Annotated in this window: 20 protein-coding genes and 2 tRNA genes; 10 read left to right on the forward strand and 12 right to left on the reverse strand. The window is 66.1% G+C overall.

The window, feature by feature from the left end; genetic code table 11:
- The first annotated feature begins 47 nt into the window (after window positions 1-47).
- Entirely contained in the window at window positions 48-1,154 is a 1,107-nt protein-coding gene (locus C449_RS06285; protein ID WP_006077135.1) for an aminotransferase class V-fold PLP-dependent enzyme, read from the forward strand.
- A gap of 466 nt (window positions 1,155-1,620) precedes the next feature.
- Here the strand turns inward: C449_RS06285 and C449_RS06290 are convergent.
- From C449_RS06290 to C449_RS06325, 8 genes are all read right to left on the reverse strand, one after another.
- Window positions 1,621-1,701, reverse strand: a tRNA-Ser gene (locus C449_RS06290).
- A 26-nt stretch (window positions 1,702-1,727) separates the two neighbouring features.
- The gene (locus C449_RS06295) at window positions 1,728-1,937 is read right to left on the reverse strand and encodes a hypothetical protein (RefSeq protein ID WP_006077137.1); all 210 of its coding nucleotides are present in this window, start codon (window positions 1,935-1,937) and stop codon (window positions 1,728-1,730) included.
- A gap of 122 nt (window positions 1,938-2,059) precedes the next feature.
- Complete coding sequence (gene ilvA / locus C449_RS06300) at window positions 2,060-3,271, reverse strand: threonine ammonia-lyase (protein ID WP_006077138.1); 1,212 nt, start codon at window positions 3,269-3,271, stop codon at window positions 2,060-2,062.
- Between the two features lie 156 nt (window positions 3,272-3,427).
- Window positions 3,428-3,862, reverse strand: a complete 435-nt coding sequence (locus C449_RS06305) for a gamma-glutamylcyclotransferase family protein (protein WP_006077140.1) — start codon at window positions 3,860-3,862, stop codon at window positions 3,428-3,430.
- Between the two features lie 336 nt (window positions 3,863-4,198).
- A complete protein-coding gene (gene citZ, locus C449_RS06310) occupies window positions 4,199-5,350 on the reverse strand; it encodes a citrate synthase (RefSeq protein ID WP_006077141.1) in 1,152 nt (383 codons plus the stop codon).
- Between the two features lie 65 nt (window positions 5,351-5,415).
- Window positions 5,416-5,817 (reverse strand): PIN domain-containing protein, encoded by a 402-nt coding sequence (locus tag C449_RS06315; protein ID WP_006077142.1) that lies wholly within the window; start codon window positions 5,815-5,817, stop codon window positions 5,416-5,418.
- The gene (locus tag C449_RS06320; protein ID WP_006077143.1) at window positions 5,814-6,044 is read right to left on the reverse strand and encodes an antitoxin VapB family protein; all 231 of its coding nucleotides are present in this window, start codon (window positions 6,042-6,044) and stop codon (window positions 5,814-5,816) included. Before C449_RS06320 ends, C449_RS06315 begins: the two co-directional genes overlap by 4 nt.
- Window positions 6,045-6,234: 190 nt before the next feature.
- Window positions 6,235-6,306, reverse strand: a tRNA-Ala gene (locus C449_RS06325).
- 186 nt (window positions 6,307-6,492) lie between these two features.
- On the opposite strand from C449_RS06325, the gene C449_RS06330 reads away from it, so the two are divergent.
- Genes C449_RS06330 through C449_RS06345 form a run of 4 tightly spaced genes read left to right on the forward strand, consistent with a single transcriptional unit; the run spans window position 6,493 to window position 9,091 of the window.
- Window positions 6,493-6,954: a 30S ribosomal protein S15 gene (locus C449_RS06330; protein WP_006077144.1), complete on the forward strand. Its 462-nt coding sequence runs from the start codon at window positions 6,493-6,495 to the stop codon at window positions 6,952-6,954.
- The gene (locus tag C449_RS06335; RefSeq protein ID WP_006077145.1) at window positions 6,955-8,121 is read left to right on the forward strand and encodes a hypothetical protein; all 1,167 of its coding nucleotides are present in this window, start codon (window positions 6,955-6,957) and stop codon (window positions 8,119-8,121) included.
- A complete protein-coding gene (locus tag C449_RS18915; protein ID WP_006077146.1) occupies window positions 8,118-8,459 on the forward strand; it encodes a KEOPS complex subunit Pcc1 in 342 nt (113 codons plus the stop codon). The genes C449_RS06335 and C449_RS18915 overlap by 4 nt, the downstream gene beginning before the upstream one ends.
- Window positions 8,456-9,091: a 30S ribosomal protein S3ae gene (locus tag C449_RS06345; protein ID WP_006077147.1), complete on the forward strand. Its 636-nt coding sequence runs from the start codon at window positions 8,456-8,458 to the stop codon at window positions 9,089-9,091. The genes C449_RS18915 and C449_RS06345 overlap by 4 nt, the downstream gene beginning before the upstream one ends.
- A gap of 18 nt (window positions 9,092-9,109) precedes the next feature.
- Here C449_RS06345 and C449_RS06350 read toward each other — a convergent pair whose 3' ends face one another.
- Entirely contained in the window at window positions 9,110-9,526 is a 417-nt protein-coding gene (locus C449_RS06350; RefSeq protein ID WP_006077148.1) for a plastocyanin/azurin family copper-binding protein, read from the reverse strand.
- A gap of 119 nt (window positions 9,527-9,645) precedes the next feature.
- Between C449_RS06350 and C449_RS06355 the strand changes: the two genes are divergently transcribed.
- From C449_RS06355 to C449_RS06365, 3 genes are all read left to right on the forward strand, one after another.
- Complete coding sequence (locus C449_RS06355) at window positions 9,646-10,353, forward strand: protein sorting system archaetidylserine synthase (protein WP_006077149.1); 708 nt, start codon at window positions 9,646-9,648, stop codon at window positions 10,351-10,353.
- A gap of 716 nt (window positions 10,354-11,069) precedes the next feature.
- Window positions 11,070-12,425, forward strand: a complete 1,356-nt coding sequence (locus tag C449_RS06360; protein WP_080504904.1) for a HEAT repeat domain-containing protein — start codon at window positions 11,070-11,072, stop codon at window positions 12,423-12,425.
- 73 nt (window positions 12,426-12,498) lie between these two features.
- The gene (locus C449_RS06365) at window positions 12,499-14,166 is read left to right on the forward strand and encodes a phospholipase D-like domain-containing protein (protein ID WP_006077151.1); all 1,668 of its coding nucleotides are present in this window, start codon (window positions 12,499-12,501) and stop codon (window positions 14,164-14,166) included.
- A gap of 21 nt (window positions 14,167-14,187) precedes the next feature.
- On the opposite strand, the gene C449_RS06370 is transcribed toward C449_RS06365, so the two are convergent.
- Window positions 14,188-16,098: a DHH family phosphoesterase gene (locus C449_RS06370; RefSeq protein ID WP_006077152.1), complete on the reverse strand. Its 1,911-nt coding sequence runs from the start codon at window positions 16,096-16,098 to the stop codon at window positions 14,188-14,190.
- 93 nt (window positions 16,099-16,191) lie between these two features.
- Here C449_RS06370 and C449_RS06375 point away from each other — a divergent pair, with 93 nt between their 5' ends.
- Both C449_RS06375 and C449_RS06380 read left to right on the forward strand, forming a co-directional pair.
- Complete coding sequence (locus C449_RS06375; protein ID WP_049913933.1) at window positions 16,192-16,674, forward strand: Mov34/MPN/PAD-1 family protein; 483 nt, start codon at window positions 16,192-16,194, stop codon at window positions 16,672-16,674.
- A complete protein-coding gene (locus C449_RS06380; RefSeq protein WP_006077154.1) occupies window positions 16,671-17,195 on the forward strand; it encodes an adenylyltransferase/cytidyltransferase family protein in 525 nt (174 codons plus the stop codon). Before C449_RS06375 ends, C449_RS06380 begins: the two co-directional genes overlap by 4 nt.
- Before the next feature lie 338 nt (window positions 17,196-17,533).
- On the opposite strand, the gene C449_RS06385 is transcribed toward C449_RS06380, so the two are convergent.
- A complete protein-coding gene (locus C449_RS06385) occupies window positions 17,534-18,679 on the reverse strand; it encodes a pyridoxal phosphate-dependent aminotransferase (RefSeq protein ID WP_006077156.1) in 1,146 nt (381 codons plus the stop codon).
- On the reverse strand, window positions 18,676-19,080 hold the full coding sequence (gene ribH, locus C449_RS06390) for a 6,7-dimethyl-8-ribityllumazine synthase (RefSeq protein ID WP_006077157.1): 405 nt from the start codon (window positions 19,078-19,080) through the stop codon (window positions 18,676-18,678). The genes C449_RS06385 and ribH overlap by 4 nt, the downstream gene beginning before the upstream one ends.
- Window positions 19,081-19,128 lie beyond the last annotated feature (48 nt).

Consider the following 19,128-nt stretch of genomic DNA (forward strand, 5'->3'; position numbering starts at 1 on the left):
TGGCTCCGGATGGGAACGTTTCAATCCCCGTGTGCCGTACCCCAGCTATGGACCCGCTCGATCTTCGAGAGACGATCCCGGCGCTCGACGAGATCACGTATCTCAACACGGGTGCCGCGAGCCCCGCTCCGCGCCCCGTCGTCGAGGCCGTCACCGACTGCGTCGAACGCCAGCAGTACGTCGCACCCGCCGCCGAGGGGATGTATCCGGCGCTCTTTGCGGCATTCGACGATGCACGGGAATCCGTCGCCGACTTCCTCGGAGCCGACCCGGACGAGATCGCGCTGACCCAGAGCACCGCCGACGGGATCAACCGCGTCGCGACCGCGCTGCCGTGGCAGGCGGGCGACGTGGTGGTTCGGACCGACTGCGAGCACCCGGCCGGCATCCTGCCGTGGAAACGCCTCGCCGACCGCCACGGCGTCGAGACGCGGGTGGTCGAGACCACACGCGGCCGACTCGATCGCAACGACCTCGCAACCGCACTCGACGGCGCGGACCTGCTCTGTCTCAGTTCGATCACGTGGAACTACGGGACGCGACTCCCGATCGCGGAGGCGGTCACGATGGCCCACGATGCGGGGGCGCGTGTGCTGGTCGACGCGGTCCAGTCGCCCGGTCAGGTCGCGGTCGACATCGATGAATGGGGGGCTGATTTCGTCGTCGGGGCCGGCCACAAGTGGCTGCTCGGACCGTGGGGTGCGGGCTTCCTGTACGTCGCCGCCGACGCCACCGCGGCGCTCGAACCACAGCGGGTCGGCTACCGGAGCGTTGCGGACCCGAACGATCCGGCCGCCGGCTTTGCCGCTGGCGCTCGCCGACTCGAAGTCGGCACCGCCTCGCCCGCCCCACACGCTGGCCTCGCGGCAGCCATCGAGTGTCTCGATTCGGTCGGCTTCGGCACGATCGAGAATCGGATCGAGAACCTCACCGACCGACTCAAGGACGGTCTCGACGACGATTCACTCCTGAGTCCACGGAGCTACGAATCGGGGCTCGTGACTGTCGATGTCGATGATCCCGAAACCACTGTCGAGCGACTCGCCGAGCACGATATCCGGGTTCGGTCGCTCCCGTCGCCCGACGCGATCCGGATCTCGGTTCATGTGTTCAACACGACCGACGACATCGACCGGGTGCTCTCACACCTCTGACTGGCCTCGATCGGGGGTGTCATAACAGCCGGGCTGTCGTACGAGTATTACGGTAGTGCTAAACGTCTCCGCTGGTACGAGTCGCCCATGGATCTCCCGTCGCCGACGTCGGTCGATGGAATGTATCAGTACATGATCGGTTTGCTGCTGGTGCTCGTCGTGGTTTTCGGGCTGTTCTTCGGAGCAGCGTATCTGGGACTTCTGTAATCCAGAGCGGTTCTGACGTCGGATTTGTCGGTACTGGGTTGTAACCACTCAGTCCAATCCACGTTTCGACGTGTGACAATACGGGAATCGTGAAACCACCGTTCTCTAATCCACGAAACCGGACGGTCCCGCGCTGTTCACGAGAACGCCGGGACGGGGATCTGAACTCGTCGAGACGTGCTCGCTACGCTGCGCGCGACTCGTCTACTCAAATCCCCCGTTTCCGGGCTTCAGCCGCTCACTTCGTTCGCGTCAGAAACGCCGGGACGGGGATTTGAACCCCGGATCCCAAAGGGAACACGCTTTCCAGGCGTGCGCCTTACCACTCGGCCATCCCGGCTCGAATGATTCTACCGGAGTCGGCGGTTAAGACCTTTCGCTCCGCGCCAGCCATCCTTCCAGCGCGTAGCTCGATACACCCCCACAGACGCCGACGACCACGGCGACCACCAGCTTCGCGAGAATGCCGATCGCCGGCTCCGACGCGACGAGGAGTGTGTAGCCCTGCACGAGCACGAGAAAGACGAGCGCGGCGATCGCGCCCCACAGCAGGCTCGCCTTGATCCGCGGGTGCACTACGCTGCCCTCACGACAGCTACCGCGGCTTTACTCGGCTGGGCGATCCGTTTCATACCCGAGCTCCGGTGTGAACGCCTAAATTTCCCCGCATCAAGCCAGAGATCACCACTTCAACGACCTCACACGAGCACGTCGACATCGTAGCCGCTGGCTTCGAGTTCGTCGAGGAGGGCCGCGACGTGGTCTTCGCCCCGAGTTTCGAGGTCGATCTCGACCTCGGTCGCGGTCATTCCGGTGTCCCGTGATGTCCGGTCGTGCTGGATAGCGTAGATGTTCGCACGCTCTGCCGAGATGATCCCGATAAGCTGTTCGAGCGATCCGGGCTGGTCGGCCAGCGTGGTCCGGAGTCGGAGGTAGCGTCCGGTTTCGACGAGGCCGCGCATCACCACCGTCCGGAGCATGTTGAGATCGATGTTGCCACCACACAGTGCCGGCACGATCACTTCGTCGTCACCGTATTCGAACGCCTCGGCGAGGATCGCCGCCATCGGGACCGCGCCAGCGCCCTCCACCAGCGTCTTCGATCGTTCGAGCAACGTCGTGATCGCAACCGCGATCTCGGGGTCCGAAACCGTCACCACTTCGTCGACGCGTTTCTCGATCACCTCGAAGGTTCGATCGCCGACCTTGCGGGTTGCAATCCCGTCGGCGATGGTGTCGACGCCGTCGAGCTTCTGGATGTTCCCCTGCTGGAGCGATTGTGCCGCGCTCGGTGCGCCCTCGGCTTCGACGCCGATCACCCGGGTATCGGGCGATTTCGCTTTGACAGCGGTGGCGATCCCTGCAATGAGTCCGCCGCCGCCGATCGGAACCACGACGGTGTCGACATCGGGGCAGTCCTCGACGATCTCGAGGCCGATGGTTCCCTGTCCAGCCATCACGGTCGGATCGTCGAACGCGTGGACGTAGGTCCGACCGTCGTCAGCTTCGATCTCGTGGGCGCGGGCTTGGGCCGCGTCGTAGTCCTCGCCGTGGAGGACGACTTCCGCTCCGTAGCTCCGGGTGGCTTTGACCTTCGCGATCGGGGCGTGTTCGGGCATTACGACGACGCTGTCCACGTCCGCACGGGTGGCCGCGAGCGCGACGCCCTGGGCGTGATTGCCAGCACTCGCGGTGACGACGCCCGCCGCCTGCTCGTCGGCGGAGAGCGTTGCGATCCGATTGGTCGCACCCCGGAGCTTGAACGAGCCGGTGCGCTGGAACACCTCGAGCTTGGGGTGGACCGCTGCGCCGGTCATCGAGGAAAACGAGTGGGAGTATTCGAGCGGTGTGTGGCGAGCGACGCTTTCGACGCGCTCGCGGGCGTCGAGCACGTCGGCGAGTTCGATCATGTGCCGTCTGCGTCGCTCCGCGGTATAACGGTTGCCGAAAACGGCGGTGGAGAGAACCGCCAAGCGTGTGACCCACCGGTGATCGAGCCCGGCTCGTCTTGAACCTCTGCCATGCAGGGTGAAAGTGAAAAGTACTTGGAGACCGCCACGAACTAGTCATTCCCGGCGGACACATACCTCATTCTCGCGGACGTACCGCTCGACGCGATCGCGAAACGAACCCGGGCCTGGCCACGAAACGCCCGCCACGCCGAGTGCGTCCGGATCGCCGACGTACACCGCGATCTTCTCGCTGTCGATTACTGTGTCACCCCGAGCAGCAGTGTCGTCGCGGTCGATCGTAGCGTCGGTGAATGGCACCGAAACCCGGGCGTACAGCCCACGTCCGACTCCTTCGTACTCGTCGAGTACGTCGATCTCGGGCGTTCGGAGGATTCGTCCTCGCGTTCTGCCCTCGGGTGCGAGCGTCGGGTAGGTCCCGTCGACACGGTGGAGTCCGTCGAGAACGGCGTCGCCGCGGTAGTCGAACGTATCGAGGAGCGCCGCCGTACGGTCGGGATCGGTCAGTGTTCCGTAGACGAAGACCTCCATGCCGGATCGACGCCACGTGGACGTATTCCGTTTCCGGCAAGGCGATTGGCCAACACGGACTGTGAGGATGTTTGACGAGCGGTGCGGATGAGGCGTCGCCGCGCGGCCAGCGGCGGTGCGGTTGCGGGGCGGACGCGGCCCTGGTGGATCGAGGGCGAGGACGCGATCAGCGGGAGCGTCCGAGGGCTCGGGCGGTGCTGTGCGGTTGCGGAGAGAGCTAGCGATCGCACCGCGAGCGAACGAAGTGAGCGAGCGGGTGTTTTTAGTCCAGGTTTTTGGACGGGGTTCGAGGCGAGCGAAGCGAGCCGAGGACCCCGTCGAAAAAAGTGGGTGTTTCTAGCGCTCGTCGACTGGCACGAACGACTCGTCTTCCGGGCCGGTGTAGCGGGCACGCGGACGGATCAGTCGATTGTTCTCTTGATATTCGAGGATGTGGCCGAGCCAGCCGCTGACACGGCTCATCGCGAAGATCGGGGTGTACATATCCATCGGGATCCCGAGCTGGTGGTAGACCGATCCCGAGTAGAAGTCGACGTTGGGTGCGATCCCCTTCTCGATGAGACCCTCCTCGCGGAGGTGGTTCTCGATCGCGGTGGTGGCGTCGTACCACTTGGTATCGTCGGCGGACTCGCCGAGTTCTTCCAATCGGCTCTGGAGGATGTCCGCCCGTGGATCCTTGACGTTGTACACGCGGTGGCCCCAGCCGGGCACCCGCCAGTCCTCGCGGTTTTCGCGTGCGTCGGCAACGAAATCGACCGGGTCAGCGCCCGCCTCGTCGATCTCGTAGAGCATCTCCATGACGTCCTGATTCGCGCCGCCGTGGAGTGGCCCCGACAGCGCGCCCACGCCCCCCGTCAGGGCGCTGTAGGCGTCGGCGAACGTGCTCGCGATCACCATCGTGGTGAACGTCGAGGCGTTCAGCCCGTGGTCGGCGTGGAGCACGAGCGCCTGGTCGAACGTCTCGGCTGCGACCTCGTCGGGCTCCTCGCCGGTGAGCATGTAGAGGAAGTTCGCGGCGTAGCCCAGATCGGGGTGCGGTTCGACCGGCTTCTCGCCGTTGCGCAGGCGGTCGAACGCCGCGAGCACCGTCGGGACCTTCGCGGCGACGCGTCGTCCCTTCCGGAGGGTGGCCTCGCGGTCGCGTGGGTTCGCCGCCGAGTCGGGATCGCCGGCAGAGAACATCGAGACCGCGGTGCGGAGCGCGGCCATCGGCCGTTCGTCGCCCGCGAGTTCATCGAGCGTTGCGAGGATACGGTCGTCGACCGCCCGCTCGTTCGCGAGAGCGTCCTCGAACGCATCGAGCTCGTCGCGGTCGGGGAGGTGGCCGTGCCAGAGGAGATAACACACCTCTTCGTAACTCGCCTCGCGGGCGAGGTCCTCGATAGCGTAGCCCCGGTATACCAGTCGCCCCGCGTCGCCGTCGATGTTGCTGAGCGAGGATTCGGCCACCAGCACACCTTCGAGACCACGTTTGAGCTCGTCGGACATCGCCTCAGCTTACCCAACCTGCCAGTAAAAGCATTATCGTTGCGTCCCCGTAGCGCGATCCGCACTCACTGGTACGTTTCGAGCGTGACGCCGGGAATCGTCCCGAAATGTGAATCGCCAGCGAGAACGGGTTCGTCGCGTTCGATGGCGGTTGCGGCGATTGCGGCATCGGCTTTCCCGATACCGGGACCGTCGTCGTCATCCGCGAGGCGCTCGCCGAGGAGTCGCCCGGCACGCCGAGCAATGCGCGGGCTCATCTCCACCAGTGGGTACGAATCCAACACCGTCTCGACGGTTCGACGTTCTCCGGGGGAGTTCGCTACCTTTCCGACGCCGATGCAGAGTTCCAGCACGGTCATCGCGGGCATGACGAGTGGGACACCCTCGGCTTCGAGTTCGCGCTCCATCGAGACGGCCGCCTCCACGTCGTCGATGACATCCAGGACGAAGCTCGTATCGACGATCATTCGAATCGGTCGGCGACCTCGCGGACCGCCTTGCGGTCTCGGTCGTCGGCAGCGTCGATGGCCTCGCGCATCGCGGCCACCTCGCTCCCCTCGAACACGTCACGGAGGTCACGCAACGACCGGCCACCGATGAGTCGCTCGACAGCTTCGCTGAACGACTCGTCGTCGCGTTTGTTCGACCGGATGCGCTCGTACACGTGGTCCTGGAGTCGGATCTGTTGTGACATCCTTGTTGACAGCGTTGACGCTCGACGGTAATCAGCATTCGGACGGGCCTCGAGGTTTCCGTCGTAGCTGCCTTCACCGGTAAGGACGGTCAATCAGGCGAACCGAATGGACTCGTCGGGACCGAGCGAACGCTGCGCGTTCGCGAGGGTCGACGAGGGAACGACTGAGCGAACGTAGTGAGCGAAGGAATGGACTCGTCGGGATTTGAACCCGAGGCCTTCCCCGTGCCAGGGGGATGATCTACCACTGATCTACGAGCCCTCACCCCTCGCTATCGCCGTCCGTCGCATAAACCCATCGAACCCGGCGCGTCGAGTCGAAACGGTTTACTGCGCCCCACGGATGAGTGGGGATGGGAACAGCACGGCCGCAAATCTGACTCGCCCGCACGGGCTCCGGGATTGCGGTAGTGTTCGGTAGCGTTTCGTGCGATTCCTATCCTCACATATGGCACGAATGCACACACGACGCCGCGGGTCGTCTAGTTCGGACACGCCCGTGGCGGACGATCCGCCGGAGTGGAGCGACGTCGACACCGACGCCATCGAGCAGCGCGTCGTCGAACTGGCAGAGGAGGGCTACGACCCGAGCCAGATCGGTCTCAAACTGCGCGACGAGGGCGTCCAGGGCACGCCGATCCCGAACGTCCAGCTCGCGACCGACAAGAAAGTGACCGAGATATTGGACGAGCACGACGTCGGTGGCGACCTCCCGGAGGACCTCCGGAACCTGCTCGAACGCGCGGTCCGGCTCCGCGAGCACATGGCCGACAACCCGGGCGACGCCCAGAACAAGCGCGCGCTCCAGAACGCCGAGGCGAAGGTCCGCCGGCTCGCCGATTACTACCGCGGCGACGAGCTCGACGCCGACTTCGAGTACACCTACGAGCACGCGCGGGAACTCCTGTAGATGGCCGTCGCCGGTCGTTCCGAGGACGGATCGACTGCCGACAGCGTCGCTGCCGCGCTCCGCGAGGCCGGGTTCGTCCGGTTTCGCGTCGCGCCCGACGGCGACTCGCTGGCGGCTACCGGGCTCCTCGCCCGGGCACTCGCCGAGCGGGACACCCCGTTCCAGGCGAGCGTCGTCCACGGCAGACGATCGGCAACGACCGACACTACAGGTACCGACGACACGACGACCGTGCGTATCGGCGGCACGGAGCCCGCCGACGTCACGCTCGATCCACCTGAGTCGGCGAGCGAGGCAGCGTTCGAAGCGTGTCGCGAACTCGGGAACGATCCCGACCCGATCCTCGCGCTCGCTGGCGCGTTCACCGTCCCCGACGCTGCGCTCGAAGGGAGCGCCGCGTTCGAGGCCGCGCACGACCAGACACTCGTCGAACAGCGACCCGGGGTCGCGATCCCGATCACGGATCTCGCCGACGGACTCGCGCACACGACGCTCGTCCACGCCGGGTTTTCGGGCGATCCCGATGCAGTACGCGAGACACTCGCCGGCCGCGAGGCCGCCGACACCGACGAAGAACGACGCAAGGTCGCCTCGATCGTCGCGCTCGCGGTCGCCAGCGCGGAGAACGCGACACCGCGCGCCGCCGAGACGGTCGAGCACGCACTCCGACCGTACGAGATCGTCGACCGATCCGACGACGGGTCAGCCACGGGTTCCGGGTTCACGACTGTCGGCGGGTACGCGGACGTGCTCCGTGCGTGTGCCCACGAGCGGCCAGGCACCGGGCTCGCGCTGGCGATCGGTCACGACGTCCGCGATGCGGCGCTGTCGGCGTGGCGCGCACATGCAGGACGGGCTCACGCCGCGGCTCGGAACGCGACGACCGCGCGACATCGCAATCTCGTGATCGCCCGTGTCGATGCGGATGCGCCACTCGCGACGACTGCGAGGCTCCTGTGTGACTTCCGTTCACCGGAGCCGGTCGTGTTGGTCGTCTGTGATACCGAGGCGGCCGCTGCCGCGGCCGACGATCGGAACCTCGGTACCCGAATGCGTGAGGCCGCGACGGTCGCCGACGGCGACGGAACGGGCAGCGAACGTCGGGGCCGCGCGACCTTCACCGACGACGAGGCGTTCGTCGCGGCGTTCCGGGAGGCGACGGCGTGACCCGACGCGCCCGACTCCGGACCGAGTCGACTCGCGCCAGCGTCGTCGCCGCGGCGCTCGCCCCCGACAACACCCCCGAAATGGAGACGACGGTCGACGATGAGACGATCGAGACCACGATCGCGCGCGAGACGACCGGCGGGCTCCGCACCACGGTCGACGACTACGTCGTCAACCTCTCGGTGGCAGAGCGCATCGCGCAGACGGCCGAGCGACGCGTGACCGATCGGGAGGCCGACCACGACGCGGATCGAGGAGAGACGAATCGAGCGATCGACCAACCGCGATCCACGGACGACGTGGACGACACCCAGAACACGAACGACACCAACCCATGAGCGAACGATCAGTTTCACGACAGCAACAGGAGAAACGGTGGTACACCGTGTTCGCGCCCGAGGAGTTCGACCGGGCCGAGCTCGGCGAGACCCCCGCGAACGAACCGGACCAGGTGCTCGATCGCACCATCGAAACCACGCTCGGCGACCTGACCGACGACGCCGGCGCGAACAACGTCAAGCTCACCTTCCGCATCCGGGACGTGGGCAGCGACGCGGCCTACACCGAGTTCATCAAACACGAGCTCACCCGGGACTATCTCGACAGTCTCGTGCGCCGTGGGGCCTCGAAGGTCGAAGCCTACCTCACGGTGCTGACGAGCGACGACTATCGTGTTCGGATCCAGCCGGTCGCGTTCACGACGAAGAAGGCTGACGACAGCCAGGAACGCGCGATCCGCCGCCGGATGACCGAACTCGTCGAAGAAGCCGCCAGTGAGCGGACCTTCGAGGAACTCGTCGACAGCGTGACCCAGGGTCGGCTTTCGAGTGCGATCTACGGTGAGGCGCGCACGATCTACCCGCTCCGCCGGGTCGAGGTCGGCAAGCTCGCGCTTGACGCTCATCCCGAGGAAGTCGCCGAGGAGGAAGAGACCGCGGTCGACGTCGAAGAAGACGACGTCGAAGTCTGAATCGCGAACGTTTCGACGCTACTCGACGACGGTGAACTCGTCGACCATCCCGCCGCGCTCGTGTGGGATGCAGAAGTAGTTGTACGTCCCGGGGACCTCGAACGTCACCTCGAACGTTTCGCCACTGGCGATCCCACCGCCGCCACGCTGGAGCCACGCATCACGGGCTGCCTCGGTGCTCTCGAACCCGCCGGAGGCGAAGAACGATGCCTCGTCCGGGATCGCCGACCCGTAGGCGGTCACGGTGTGGGTCCGCGAGCCGGTGTTGCGCCAGACGACCGGCTCGCCGACTCGTGGCTCGAAGTCGTCCTGTGGGAGAAACGCGCTCGAACTCATCCCGATGTCGTACTCGGGTTGTTGGCGCGATTGGCCGATACAGCCCGCGAAAACGGTAGTGACGCCCGCAGCAGCTCCGAGAAACGTGCGTCGATCCATAGGCAATACTTACCCACCGGTGGGTATAGACCCCTCGATACCCGCTGTGCGAGCACTCCCGCAGTCGGCCGGCGCACCAAAGATAAACCCCTAAATCGCGGGTCGGCGAGTCCGGTGGTATGCAGCCCCGCTTCGTCGCACGGCTCGGACTCGCCGACGCCGTCACGGCGACGAACGCCGGTCTCGGCTTCCTCGCAGCGGCCGCCGCGATGGTCGATCCCGGACTCGCCGCTCGGCTGATCCTGCTGGCGGCGATCGCTGACGGCCTCGACGGCGCGCTCGCCCAGCACGTCGGGAGCACGCCGGTCGGGGAGTTTCTCGATTCGCTCGCGGATGTCGCCTCGTTCGGCGTCGCGCCCGCGCTGTTCGTCTTCGCTATCGCGCGCACTGCGTGGGACCTCTCGCTCGCCGAATCCTCTCTGCCGTTAGCACTCTCGCTTTTCGTGACCGGGCTGTTCGTCGTGACGGCGGTTGTCCGACTCGGACTCTACACTGCCTACGACATCGGGCGCGGGGCGACCGAGGGTGCACAGACCACGCTCGCGGCGACGGTGCTCGCGGTCGCCTATCTCGCCGGGGTGCGGTCGCCGGCGGTGCTCCTCGGCGCGACCCTCGTCTTCGTTGGACTGATGGTCGCGCCGTTTCGGTACCCCGACCTCCGGGTTCGGGATGCGCTGGCGATGGGTGTCGTCCAGGCGCTGTCGATCCTCGTTCCGGGAGCGTTCGGTCGGCTGTTTCCTCGGCTGTTGCTCGCCGCCGCGCTCGCGTACCTCGTGCTCGCACCGCGGCTGTATCGCCGTGGGACTCCCGAAGGGAAACGCACTTAGTAGCTTGTGCCACAGTTTTCTCCATGAGCAACGGGGACGACGAGCCTGACGCCGACAACGGCGAGGGGTCAGCGGGGGCTACAGACCAGGCCTCGGCCGAGGAGGCGGGGGCGGCCGAATCGGAGCTGGGGTCCGACGAGGACAACCCGACGGCGAAGGAGATCGCCGCTCAGGAGGACACCGGCTCCAACGACGAAGGGAACGGAGACGAACCGGCCGGCGAAGCCGACGAAGAGGCCCGCCTGGAGGCCGACCAGATGGAGGCTGAGCGGGCGGACGAGGAGTCGATGTCGGGCGACGACGCCGAGGTCGACGCTCCCGACGAGCCCGCCGAGGAGCGCGACGAGACGGAGGGCGCAAGCGTCGAGGAGGAAACAGTGGGCGAAGAGACCGACGACGAGGGCGACGAAGTGGAGGACGCTGCGAGCGACGAGGGAGAGCAGGAAACGGACGAAGAGGCGGCGGACGACGCAGCCGACGACGCGGAAGTCGGTGACGACACGCCAGACGAAGACGAGACCGACGAAGCGGCTGCTACCGAAGAAGAGTCCGCGAACGAAGAGCCCGAGACGGACGAGAGCGATACGGAGGAGGACGGCGAGGACGACGAAAGTGGGGAGACGGAAACGGACGACGAAAGCGACAGTGACGAAACCGGCGAAGACGGCGAAGGTGGGGAAGCCGATGGGGACGATGAAGACACCGAGACCGACGCCATCGAAACGAAACACACTCCCGAGTCCCTCGACGAACGACTCGACGAGATCGAGGCCGCAGTCGAGGAGGCCGACACCGAGTCCGATCTCGACGCCGTCGAGTCTGATCTCGACGACGTAGAGGCGGATATCGAGGCGGCCGATCTCCCCGAATCCGACGAGGACGAGGAGGACGAAGACGAGGAAGACGACGAACGCACCCGCGAGGAACTCGAATCACGCGTCACGGAGCTCCGCGAGACGATCGAGTCCCAGCGTGGTCCGTACGCCGAAGACGTCGTTGAGACGGTCGAAGGCGCGAAAACCACGATCACTGAGACGCGCTGGACCGATGAGGGTGAGGACGAAGTGGCCGAAGCAGTCGAGCGCTTCCTCGACGACGCTGGCGACACGCTCAGCGAAACGTTCGCCGTGAAAAACGACGGAGCCGACTCCGATACGGGGAACGAGGCCGCAACTGACGGCGGCGACGCCCAGGAGGACGTTGACGACGAGGACGACGCCGACGAGCACGCCGAACTCGTCGCAGCGCTCGACGACGTGATCGAATCGATCGAGACGCACGACCTCGATCCCGACGAGGACGAGGAGACCGTCGCCGACCTGCTCGACGCTGCCGAGGGACTCGCCGACGACCTCGACGACGCCGAGGAGTGGGACGATCTCACGGTGCGTGAGAAGCTCACCGTCGAGGGGTTTTACGACGTGCTCAGTTCCGAGAACCGCAAGGATTACCCTCCGGAGTGGAACGCGATCAAGATCTACGAGAAGCGCGGCGAACCCGAGCCGATCCTCCGGGGACTGGAGATGTTCGGCTCGGAGTTCATGGAGGAGCACTGTATCGAGTCGCTGAAACGACTCGGCGCACCTGCGGCGTTCGACGCGATGGAGCAGCGCGCCCAGAAGCGTGACAAGGCCCCGATCGCGGCGCTCGGGAAGATCGGCGACGACCGCGCGCTCGACACGCTCCACGAGTACATCGAGGGCGATAGTGACCCCGGTCTCCAGAAGGTCACGCTCAAAGCGCTCGGCGAGATCGGCTCGGAAGATTCGACACAGCCGGTCGCCGATCGCCTCGTCGCCGACAACGAAACCGTCCGCTCGAACGCGGCGCGTGCACTCGGCCTGATCGGCGACGCACGCGCGATCGACCCGCTCGCGGACGTGATCGACGAGGACGACTCGAACTCGGTGCGCGCGAGCGCGGCGTGGGCGCTCAACCAGATCGGGACCGAGAGCGCGCTCGACGCCGCCCGCGACCACGCCGACGATCGATCGTATCTCGTCCAAACCGAGGCCGAGAAGGCCGAAGACGCGATGGCCGACGACGGCGACACGACCGAAACTCCGGCCTGAGACCCGCTCTTCCGTTCTGCCAGATTCGATCCGGCACGAAGGCTTAAATCGGAGAACGTGACCACCGGCGGGTGTGTCCCGCCGGGTCGTCGTGCTCGCGTTCGTGGTCGTCGCGCTCGTCGTGTCGCCGATCGGCGTCGCGGTGGCAACGCCGGCCGGCGGTGCGGTGGTCGGCAACGAGACGGCCGACGAACCCCGACCCGACGGCCCGCACGTCGCAGCGGTGTACCCGAATCCGCTCGCCGAGGAGGACGCGGGCGAGTACGTCGTGCTCGCGTTCCCCGAGGCGACGAACCTCACCGGCTGGACGCTGAGCGACGGCGAGACGAACGTCTCGCTGCCGAACACCACGATAGAGGACCGAATAGCCGTCACGGCCACACCGAACGTGACCACGAACCTCACGACGGCGTCGATCGTGGGCGTAAACGAGTCGGTGAGTCTCGCCAACGGTGGCGACGAGGTCACACTCCGCGACGAGGAGCGCGTCGTCGACGAGATGGCATACGAGGACGCACCCGAGGCCGAACGCTACAACCGAACCGCCGACGGCTGGACGTGGGAACATCTCGGTGCGACGAACTTCTCGGCGGTGCGGACGGGTCCCGCGACGGTTCGGGCGTTCGTCCTGCCCGATGCGCCAGCGGTGCCGATCGACGTTCTCGAATCGGCCGATCGCCGAATTCTGCTCGGTGGGTATACCTTTAGCTCCGAGCGCGCCGCGACGGCGCTCGAACGCGCGGCCGAGCGCGGCGTCGACGTTCGAATACTCGTCGACGACGCACCCGTCGGCGGGATGACGACGCGGCAGGCGAAACTCCTCAATCGTCTCACGAGCGCGGGCGTCGCAGTCGAGGTCATCGGCGGCAAGCGCGCACGGTACGACTATCACCACCCGAAGTATGCCGTGGTCGACGATCGCGCGCTCGTGATGACGGAGAATTGGAAACCGTCGGGAACCGGTGGTCGGTCGAGCCGCGGGTGGGGTGCCGTAGTTCGGGGCGGCGAAACCGCTCCGGGACTCGCCGAGGTGTTCCGGGCGGACATCGGCTGGCGTGATACGGTTTCGTGGAGCACATACCGCGCTAACGAGACGTTCGAGACCGAGCCGGCGGCGAACGGGAGCTATCCGACGAACTTCGAGCCGAAAGAAATCGAGGCCCAGGGTGTGCAACTCCTCACAGCACCTGACAACGCCGAGCGGGTGCTCGTCGACCGGATCGATCGGGCCAATGAGTCGGTCGAGATCGTTCAGGCGTCGATCGGGAGTCGTCGCCAGCCGCTGCTCGAAGCGGCGGTCCGGGCGGCCGAGCGCGGCGTCGACGTCCGCATCCTGCTGAGTAGCGTGTGGTATTCAGAGGAAGAGAACTCCGCGCTCGCCGACTGGCTGAACAGGAAGGCAGAGGCGGAGAACCTCACGCTCGACGCCAAAGTAGCCGACCCGGGTGATCGTTTCGAGAAGATCCACGCCAAGGGCGTCATAATCGACCGCGAGATGGCCGTGGTGGGGAGTCTCAATTGGAATAACAATTCAGCCGATCAGAACCGCGAGGTCGCGGTCGTGCTCGAAGGAAAGGAGGCCGGAGAATACTACGGGAAGATCTTCGAGGCCGACTGGGAAGGAGGGGACGGCGGTCCCGGAATCGGTGACAACTCACCGCTTCCCGTCGGGATCGTCGCCGCGGTCGTCGGCGTGGTGGCGCTTGCAGTCGTCGTTGCCCGCCGGATCGAGTTCGAGTAACCTCGGATCGTCTCGACGGTCTCAGTCCTCGAAACCGGCGACCGACGCGCTACCGAGTTCCTCGTCGATCTCGGCGTCGCCCATCTTGGCTTCGAGCGCGGCGAGGACGTCCTCGCGCATCCCCTTCACGAACTTGATCGAGCCGACGACGAGGTGGCCGCCGCCGCTCACGCCGCCGCCCGTGACCTCCTCTTCGAGCTCCTCGACCATCTGCGGGATGTCGAGGCGCACGCCGTCGCTCCGGAGGACGGCGAAATCGGGGCCGTAGCCCACAGTAATGACGGGGCTATCGGTCTCGGCGACCTTCCGGTCGTGGATCGCGCCCGTCGTCTTGCCTGGCGCAGGGTAGGTGAAGCGCCTGGCGTAGCGCTCGACGTCGATCCGGTTCAACTGTGCGCCGTTGTCGAGCGATTCGGTCTCGACGTGAGGCATGGCGGCGTCGAGCTGGCGGTCGGTGTCGCGGTCGGCGCGTTCGGAGAGATGGTCGGCGAGATCGCGGTGACGGTCCTCGTCGGCGGCGTCGACGCCGAGCACGTCGGTCATCAGGGCGTCGCCCGAACTGTAGCGCAGCCAGTGGGCGGCGTAATCGAGCGCGTCGCCGATCGCCTGGAGGTCCGACTCGTCGTAGCCCTCCTCCTGTGCGAGCGCGAGGTAGTCGGCCATCGCGTCGGCCTCCGAGCGGTCGGTGAGGCCGGCGACCGCCGGCACATGGGAAAGTTCGTCGGTGATCTCGGGATGGATCATCCGGGCGAGTTCGACACAGAGCATTCCGGTGGTCACACCGTAGTCCTCGCCGCGGAGGTAGGGGTTGACGTGCTCGTCGAGCAATCCGTCGACGGCGTCGGGGTCGGGATGGTGGTGGTCGACCGCCACGATCGGGATGTCGTACTGGGCGAGCGCCTCGTAGGCCGGCACGTCCTCCTCGGTGCTCCCGTTGTCGAGCATCGCCACGAGTGGGAGGCGCTGGCCGTGACGGTCGCGGTCGCCGAGCGCGAAGTTCAGATCGCGCGTGACGTCCTCCATCTCGTAGAAGGGAGCCTTGCTCGGCAGTCGCTTGACGAGGTGGCGTGGGGCCGAAGCGTCGCCGTGGACGTCTTCAATAAAGCGCGAAAGGGCGAGCTGGACGGGGATCGAGGCGCACATCCCGTCGCCGTCGGCGTGGTGGCGGATGCGGATCGGCCGGTTTTCGAGGACTGCACGGCGAAGCCGCGCCGCGACAGCCTCCAGATCGTCCCACAGCTTGTCGAGCGCGTCCCACTCGATCAGCGGCGTGACGTCGCGGGCCGCCGCCCGCTCGTCGAGCGCGTTATCGAGGCGTTCTCGGAGGTCGGCAGCGTCGTCGAGTGCGGCGAGATCGCTGACCTCGACTTGGATCGCGCCCTCGCGGCGTTCCGGCGTCCCCTCGATTCGTACGAGGTCGCCCACACTGATTTCGGGATACGCCCGGACACCGGCGGCCTCGAACGCCGCACAGTCGACGACGCTCGATGCGTCGCGGAGCGTGAATACCGTCGGGCCACCGGTCTGTTCGATCCCGACGATCTCGCCGTCGAGCGTCACGTCCTCGCCGACTGCCGCTTCGAGATCGTCGGTGGCCGTAATCTCCGGCTCGTACTCGACGGTGACCGTCTCGTAGTCGTCGATCGTGGCTTCGTCGAAACCGAGATCGCCGTTCGGCCTGATCTCGTCGAGGCGGACGAGCAGATCGTCGCCGACCGCGTACTCGCCGTCGAGGTTCGATTCGTGGACCAGTCCCGAGACGTCGTCGGCGATGTCGACGAACACGCCGTACTCCACGACGCCGTTGACGGTCGCGTGGTAGCGTTCGCCGGCCTCGACGGCCTCGGTGGTGTGTTCGGGTGCGAGATCGTAGACGGTCGGGAGCTCGGCCCCCTCGTCCGTTCGATCGTCGGATTCGGCGGGTGTAGACATTCTTGACCGGCGTTTGCCGCGACCGGGTTTAAGAATTGGCAAATCACACTCCCCATCCGGAACGCTTAGATGGTCACCGGCCGGTGTTCGGACATGGGCTTTTTCCGGTCGAGCGAGGTCGTCGGGATCGCCGCCGATACTCTCGCGTTCGCCCGCTCGGCCGCCGAGGAGAGCCACCCGAACGAGTACATGGGGCTGCTCCGTGGCGAGGACGCGACCGATCTCGGACTCGACAGGTCGGGAACCGTCGTGACCGACGTGCTCGTGGTTCCGGCAACCGAATCGAACCCGGTGAGCGCCACAGTAAAGACGAGTCTCGTCCCGAACGATATGCGCGCTGCCGGCTCGATCCACTCGCATCCGAACGGCGTCCTCCAGCCGAGCGACGCCGATCTCGCTACGTTCGGGAAAGGTGATGTCCACATCATTCTCGGTGCGCCCTACCGCGACCACGACTGGCAGGCGTTCGACCGCGAGGGCCGGCGACGCGACCTCCCGGTGCTCGACGTCGACCTGCCCGACGACGAGGACTTTTTCGACTTCACACAGGCCGACATCGACGAGGAGCTACGATGAGTCGGGAACCGAACGAGGGCGAGCGAAACGGTGGCGAGCGAACCGACGGCCGAACCCGATCGGAAGCCGATCCGCCCGAGACGAGCGACGATCCGACCACAGTCGTCGCCCAGGGAACGTTCGACATCCTCCATCCCGGTCATCTGGAGTACCTCCGCGAGGCGGCGGCGATGGGGGACGAACTCGCCGTGATCCTCGCTCGCCGGGAGAACGTCACCCACAAAGCCAAACCGATTCTCGCGGACCGTCAGCGTCGAGAGATGGTCGCTGCGCTCGATCCGGTCGACAACGCGGTGCTCGGCGACCGCGAGGACATCTTCGTCCCGATCGAGGCGCTCGATCCCGACGTGATCGTCCTCGGACACGACCAGCACCACGACGAGGCTGCGATCGCGGCGGCGCTCGGCGATCGCGGGATCGACTGCGACGTGAAGCGTGCATCGGGGCGCGAGCCGAACTACGACGGAGAACTGCTCTCGACCGGGCAGATCATCGACCGAATCCGCGAAGAGCGGGACTGACCGAAATCGAGACGCTGTACGTCGTGTCCAGCGGCGATATTCGCCGCGTTGGTCGTCGACTTTCTCGCGCCAGCGACCCTCGGCAACACCGTCGGCGTCGTCGTATTCGTCGCATTGTTGAACTACAGCCAGACCCGCGATCACCGGATTCGAAACCGGGACTGTCGCGTGCTCGCACTCGGCTGGTCGGTGGTTCTTTAGGAATCACATCAGCCACCCGATCACGCCCTCGTTTCCGGATTCTGACGAGGACGGTGCCGAAGCCGACTGATCGGGTCCCGCCTCCTAGGTCGTGAATCGCTTCGGAAAATCTGGGTCTTCTCGTGGCTTCTCGTCGATTAGACCAATTCTTCGGCAGCCAGCCGATCGACCGCCTCGCGCAGCCGTTCCTGGCTGTTGGCGTACGAGAAGCGGGCGTAGCCGGGCGCGCCGAACGCGCTGCCCGGAACGGTGGCGACGTGGGCGTCCTGGATCGCGTCTTCGCACCACTGCTGGTCGTCGTCGGCCACAGGAACCATCACGTAGAACGCGCCGTCGGGCGCGGACACGTCGACGCCGTGCTCGGCGAGCAGATCGACGACGAGATCGCGGCGCTCCTCGAACGCTTCCGTCATCTGAGCGACGGCCTGATCGGTGTTTTCGAGCGCTTCGACGCCCGCGTGCTGGACGAAGTTTGTCGCACACGAGACCGAATGCGAGTGGAGTTTGGCGGCCTGATCGACGAGCGCTTCGGGTGCGGCGAGGTAGCCGAGCCGCCAGCCCGTCATCGAGTACGCCTTCGAGAACCCGTTGATCGTCACCGTGCGGTCGGCCATGCCCTCCAAGGTGCCCAGACTCGTCGGTTCGACGCCGTAGGTGATCTCCTTGTAGATCTCGTCGGAGATAACAGTAATATCGTGTTCGACCGCGAGATCGCGGACGCCGCGGAGCGCCGTATCGGTGAACACGGAGCCGGTCGGGTTCGACGGCGAGTTCACGACGAGGAGTTCGGTGTCGTCAGTGACTGCCGCGGCGAGATCGTCGAGCGCGGGTTCGAGCTGGAGGTCGTACGGCGTGAGATCGACCCGCGAGAGGCTCCCACCGGCGAGTTTCACCATCGCCTCGTAGGAGACCCACGCCGGATCGAGCAGACAAACCTCGTCGCCATCGTCGATCAGCGTCTGGAACGTCTCGTAGAGCGCCTGCTTGCCACCTGGCGTGACGATGATCTCGTCAGTGGCGTAATCGAGTCCATCCCTCTGGAGCTTGTCGGCGATCGCTTCCTTGAGTTCGGGAATCCCGTTCGAGGAGGTGTAGCCGGTGTGGCCCGAATCCATCGCGTCCTTACCGGCTGCCACGATGTTCTCGGGCGTCGGGAAGTCGGGCTCGCCCACGCTGAGGTCGACGACATCGACACCGTCGGCTTCGAGTTCGCCGGCGAGGTTACTGATCGCGAGCGTCGCGCTCGGCTCGACGCGCTCGACGCGGGCGGCGAACTCGCTCATGCGAGCGCCTCCACCATGTCGACGGCGGTCTCGACCGCTTCAGCACCTTTGTCAGCGCGCTCGCGCGCCTCCGCACCGCTCATCCCGGGTCCAACCACACCGAAGGTCACGGGTTTGTCGCGGTCGAGACTTACATCGGTCAGGCCCTTCGCCGCCGACCGGCCGATGACCTGATCGTGGTCGGTGTCGCCGGAAACGATCGCGCCGAGCACCGCGACCGCTGCGATCTCCTCGCGGCGTGCGAGTCGGTCGGCCGCGAGTGGCGCGTCGTACGCGCCGGGGACCGGGATCGTGTCGGTGATCTCGGCCCCACACTCCGCTGCGGCCTCGTGTGCGTGCTCTTCCATCTCCGTCGCGAGGTCGTCGTAGAACTGGGCAACGACCAGTCCGAGACTGTGCATGTGCGGCGGGTGGCGAGCGGCCCTCAAAGACCTACCGTTCGGTGCCAG

Origin of the sequence: Halococcus saccharolyticus DSM 5350, assembly GCF_000336915.1 — an archaeon.
Lineage (GTDB): Archaea > Halobacteriota > Halobacteria > Halobacteriales > Halococcaceae > Halococcus > Halococcus saccharolyticus.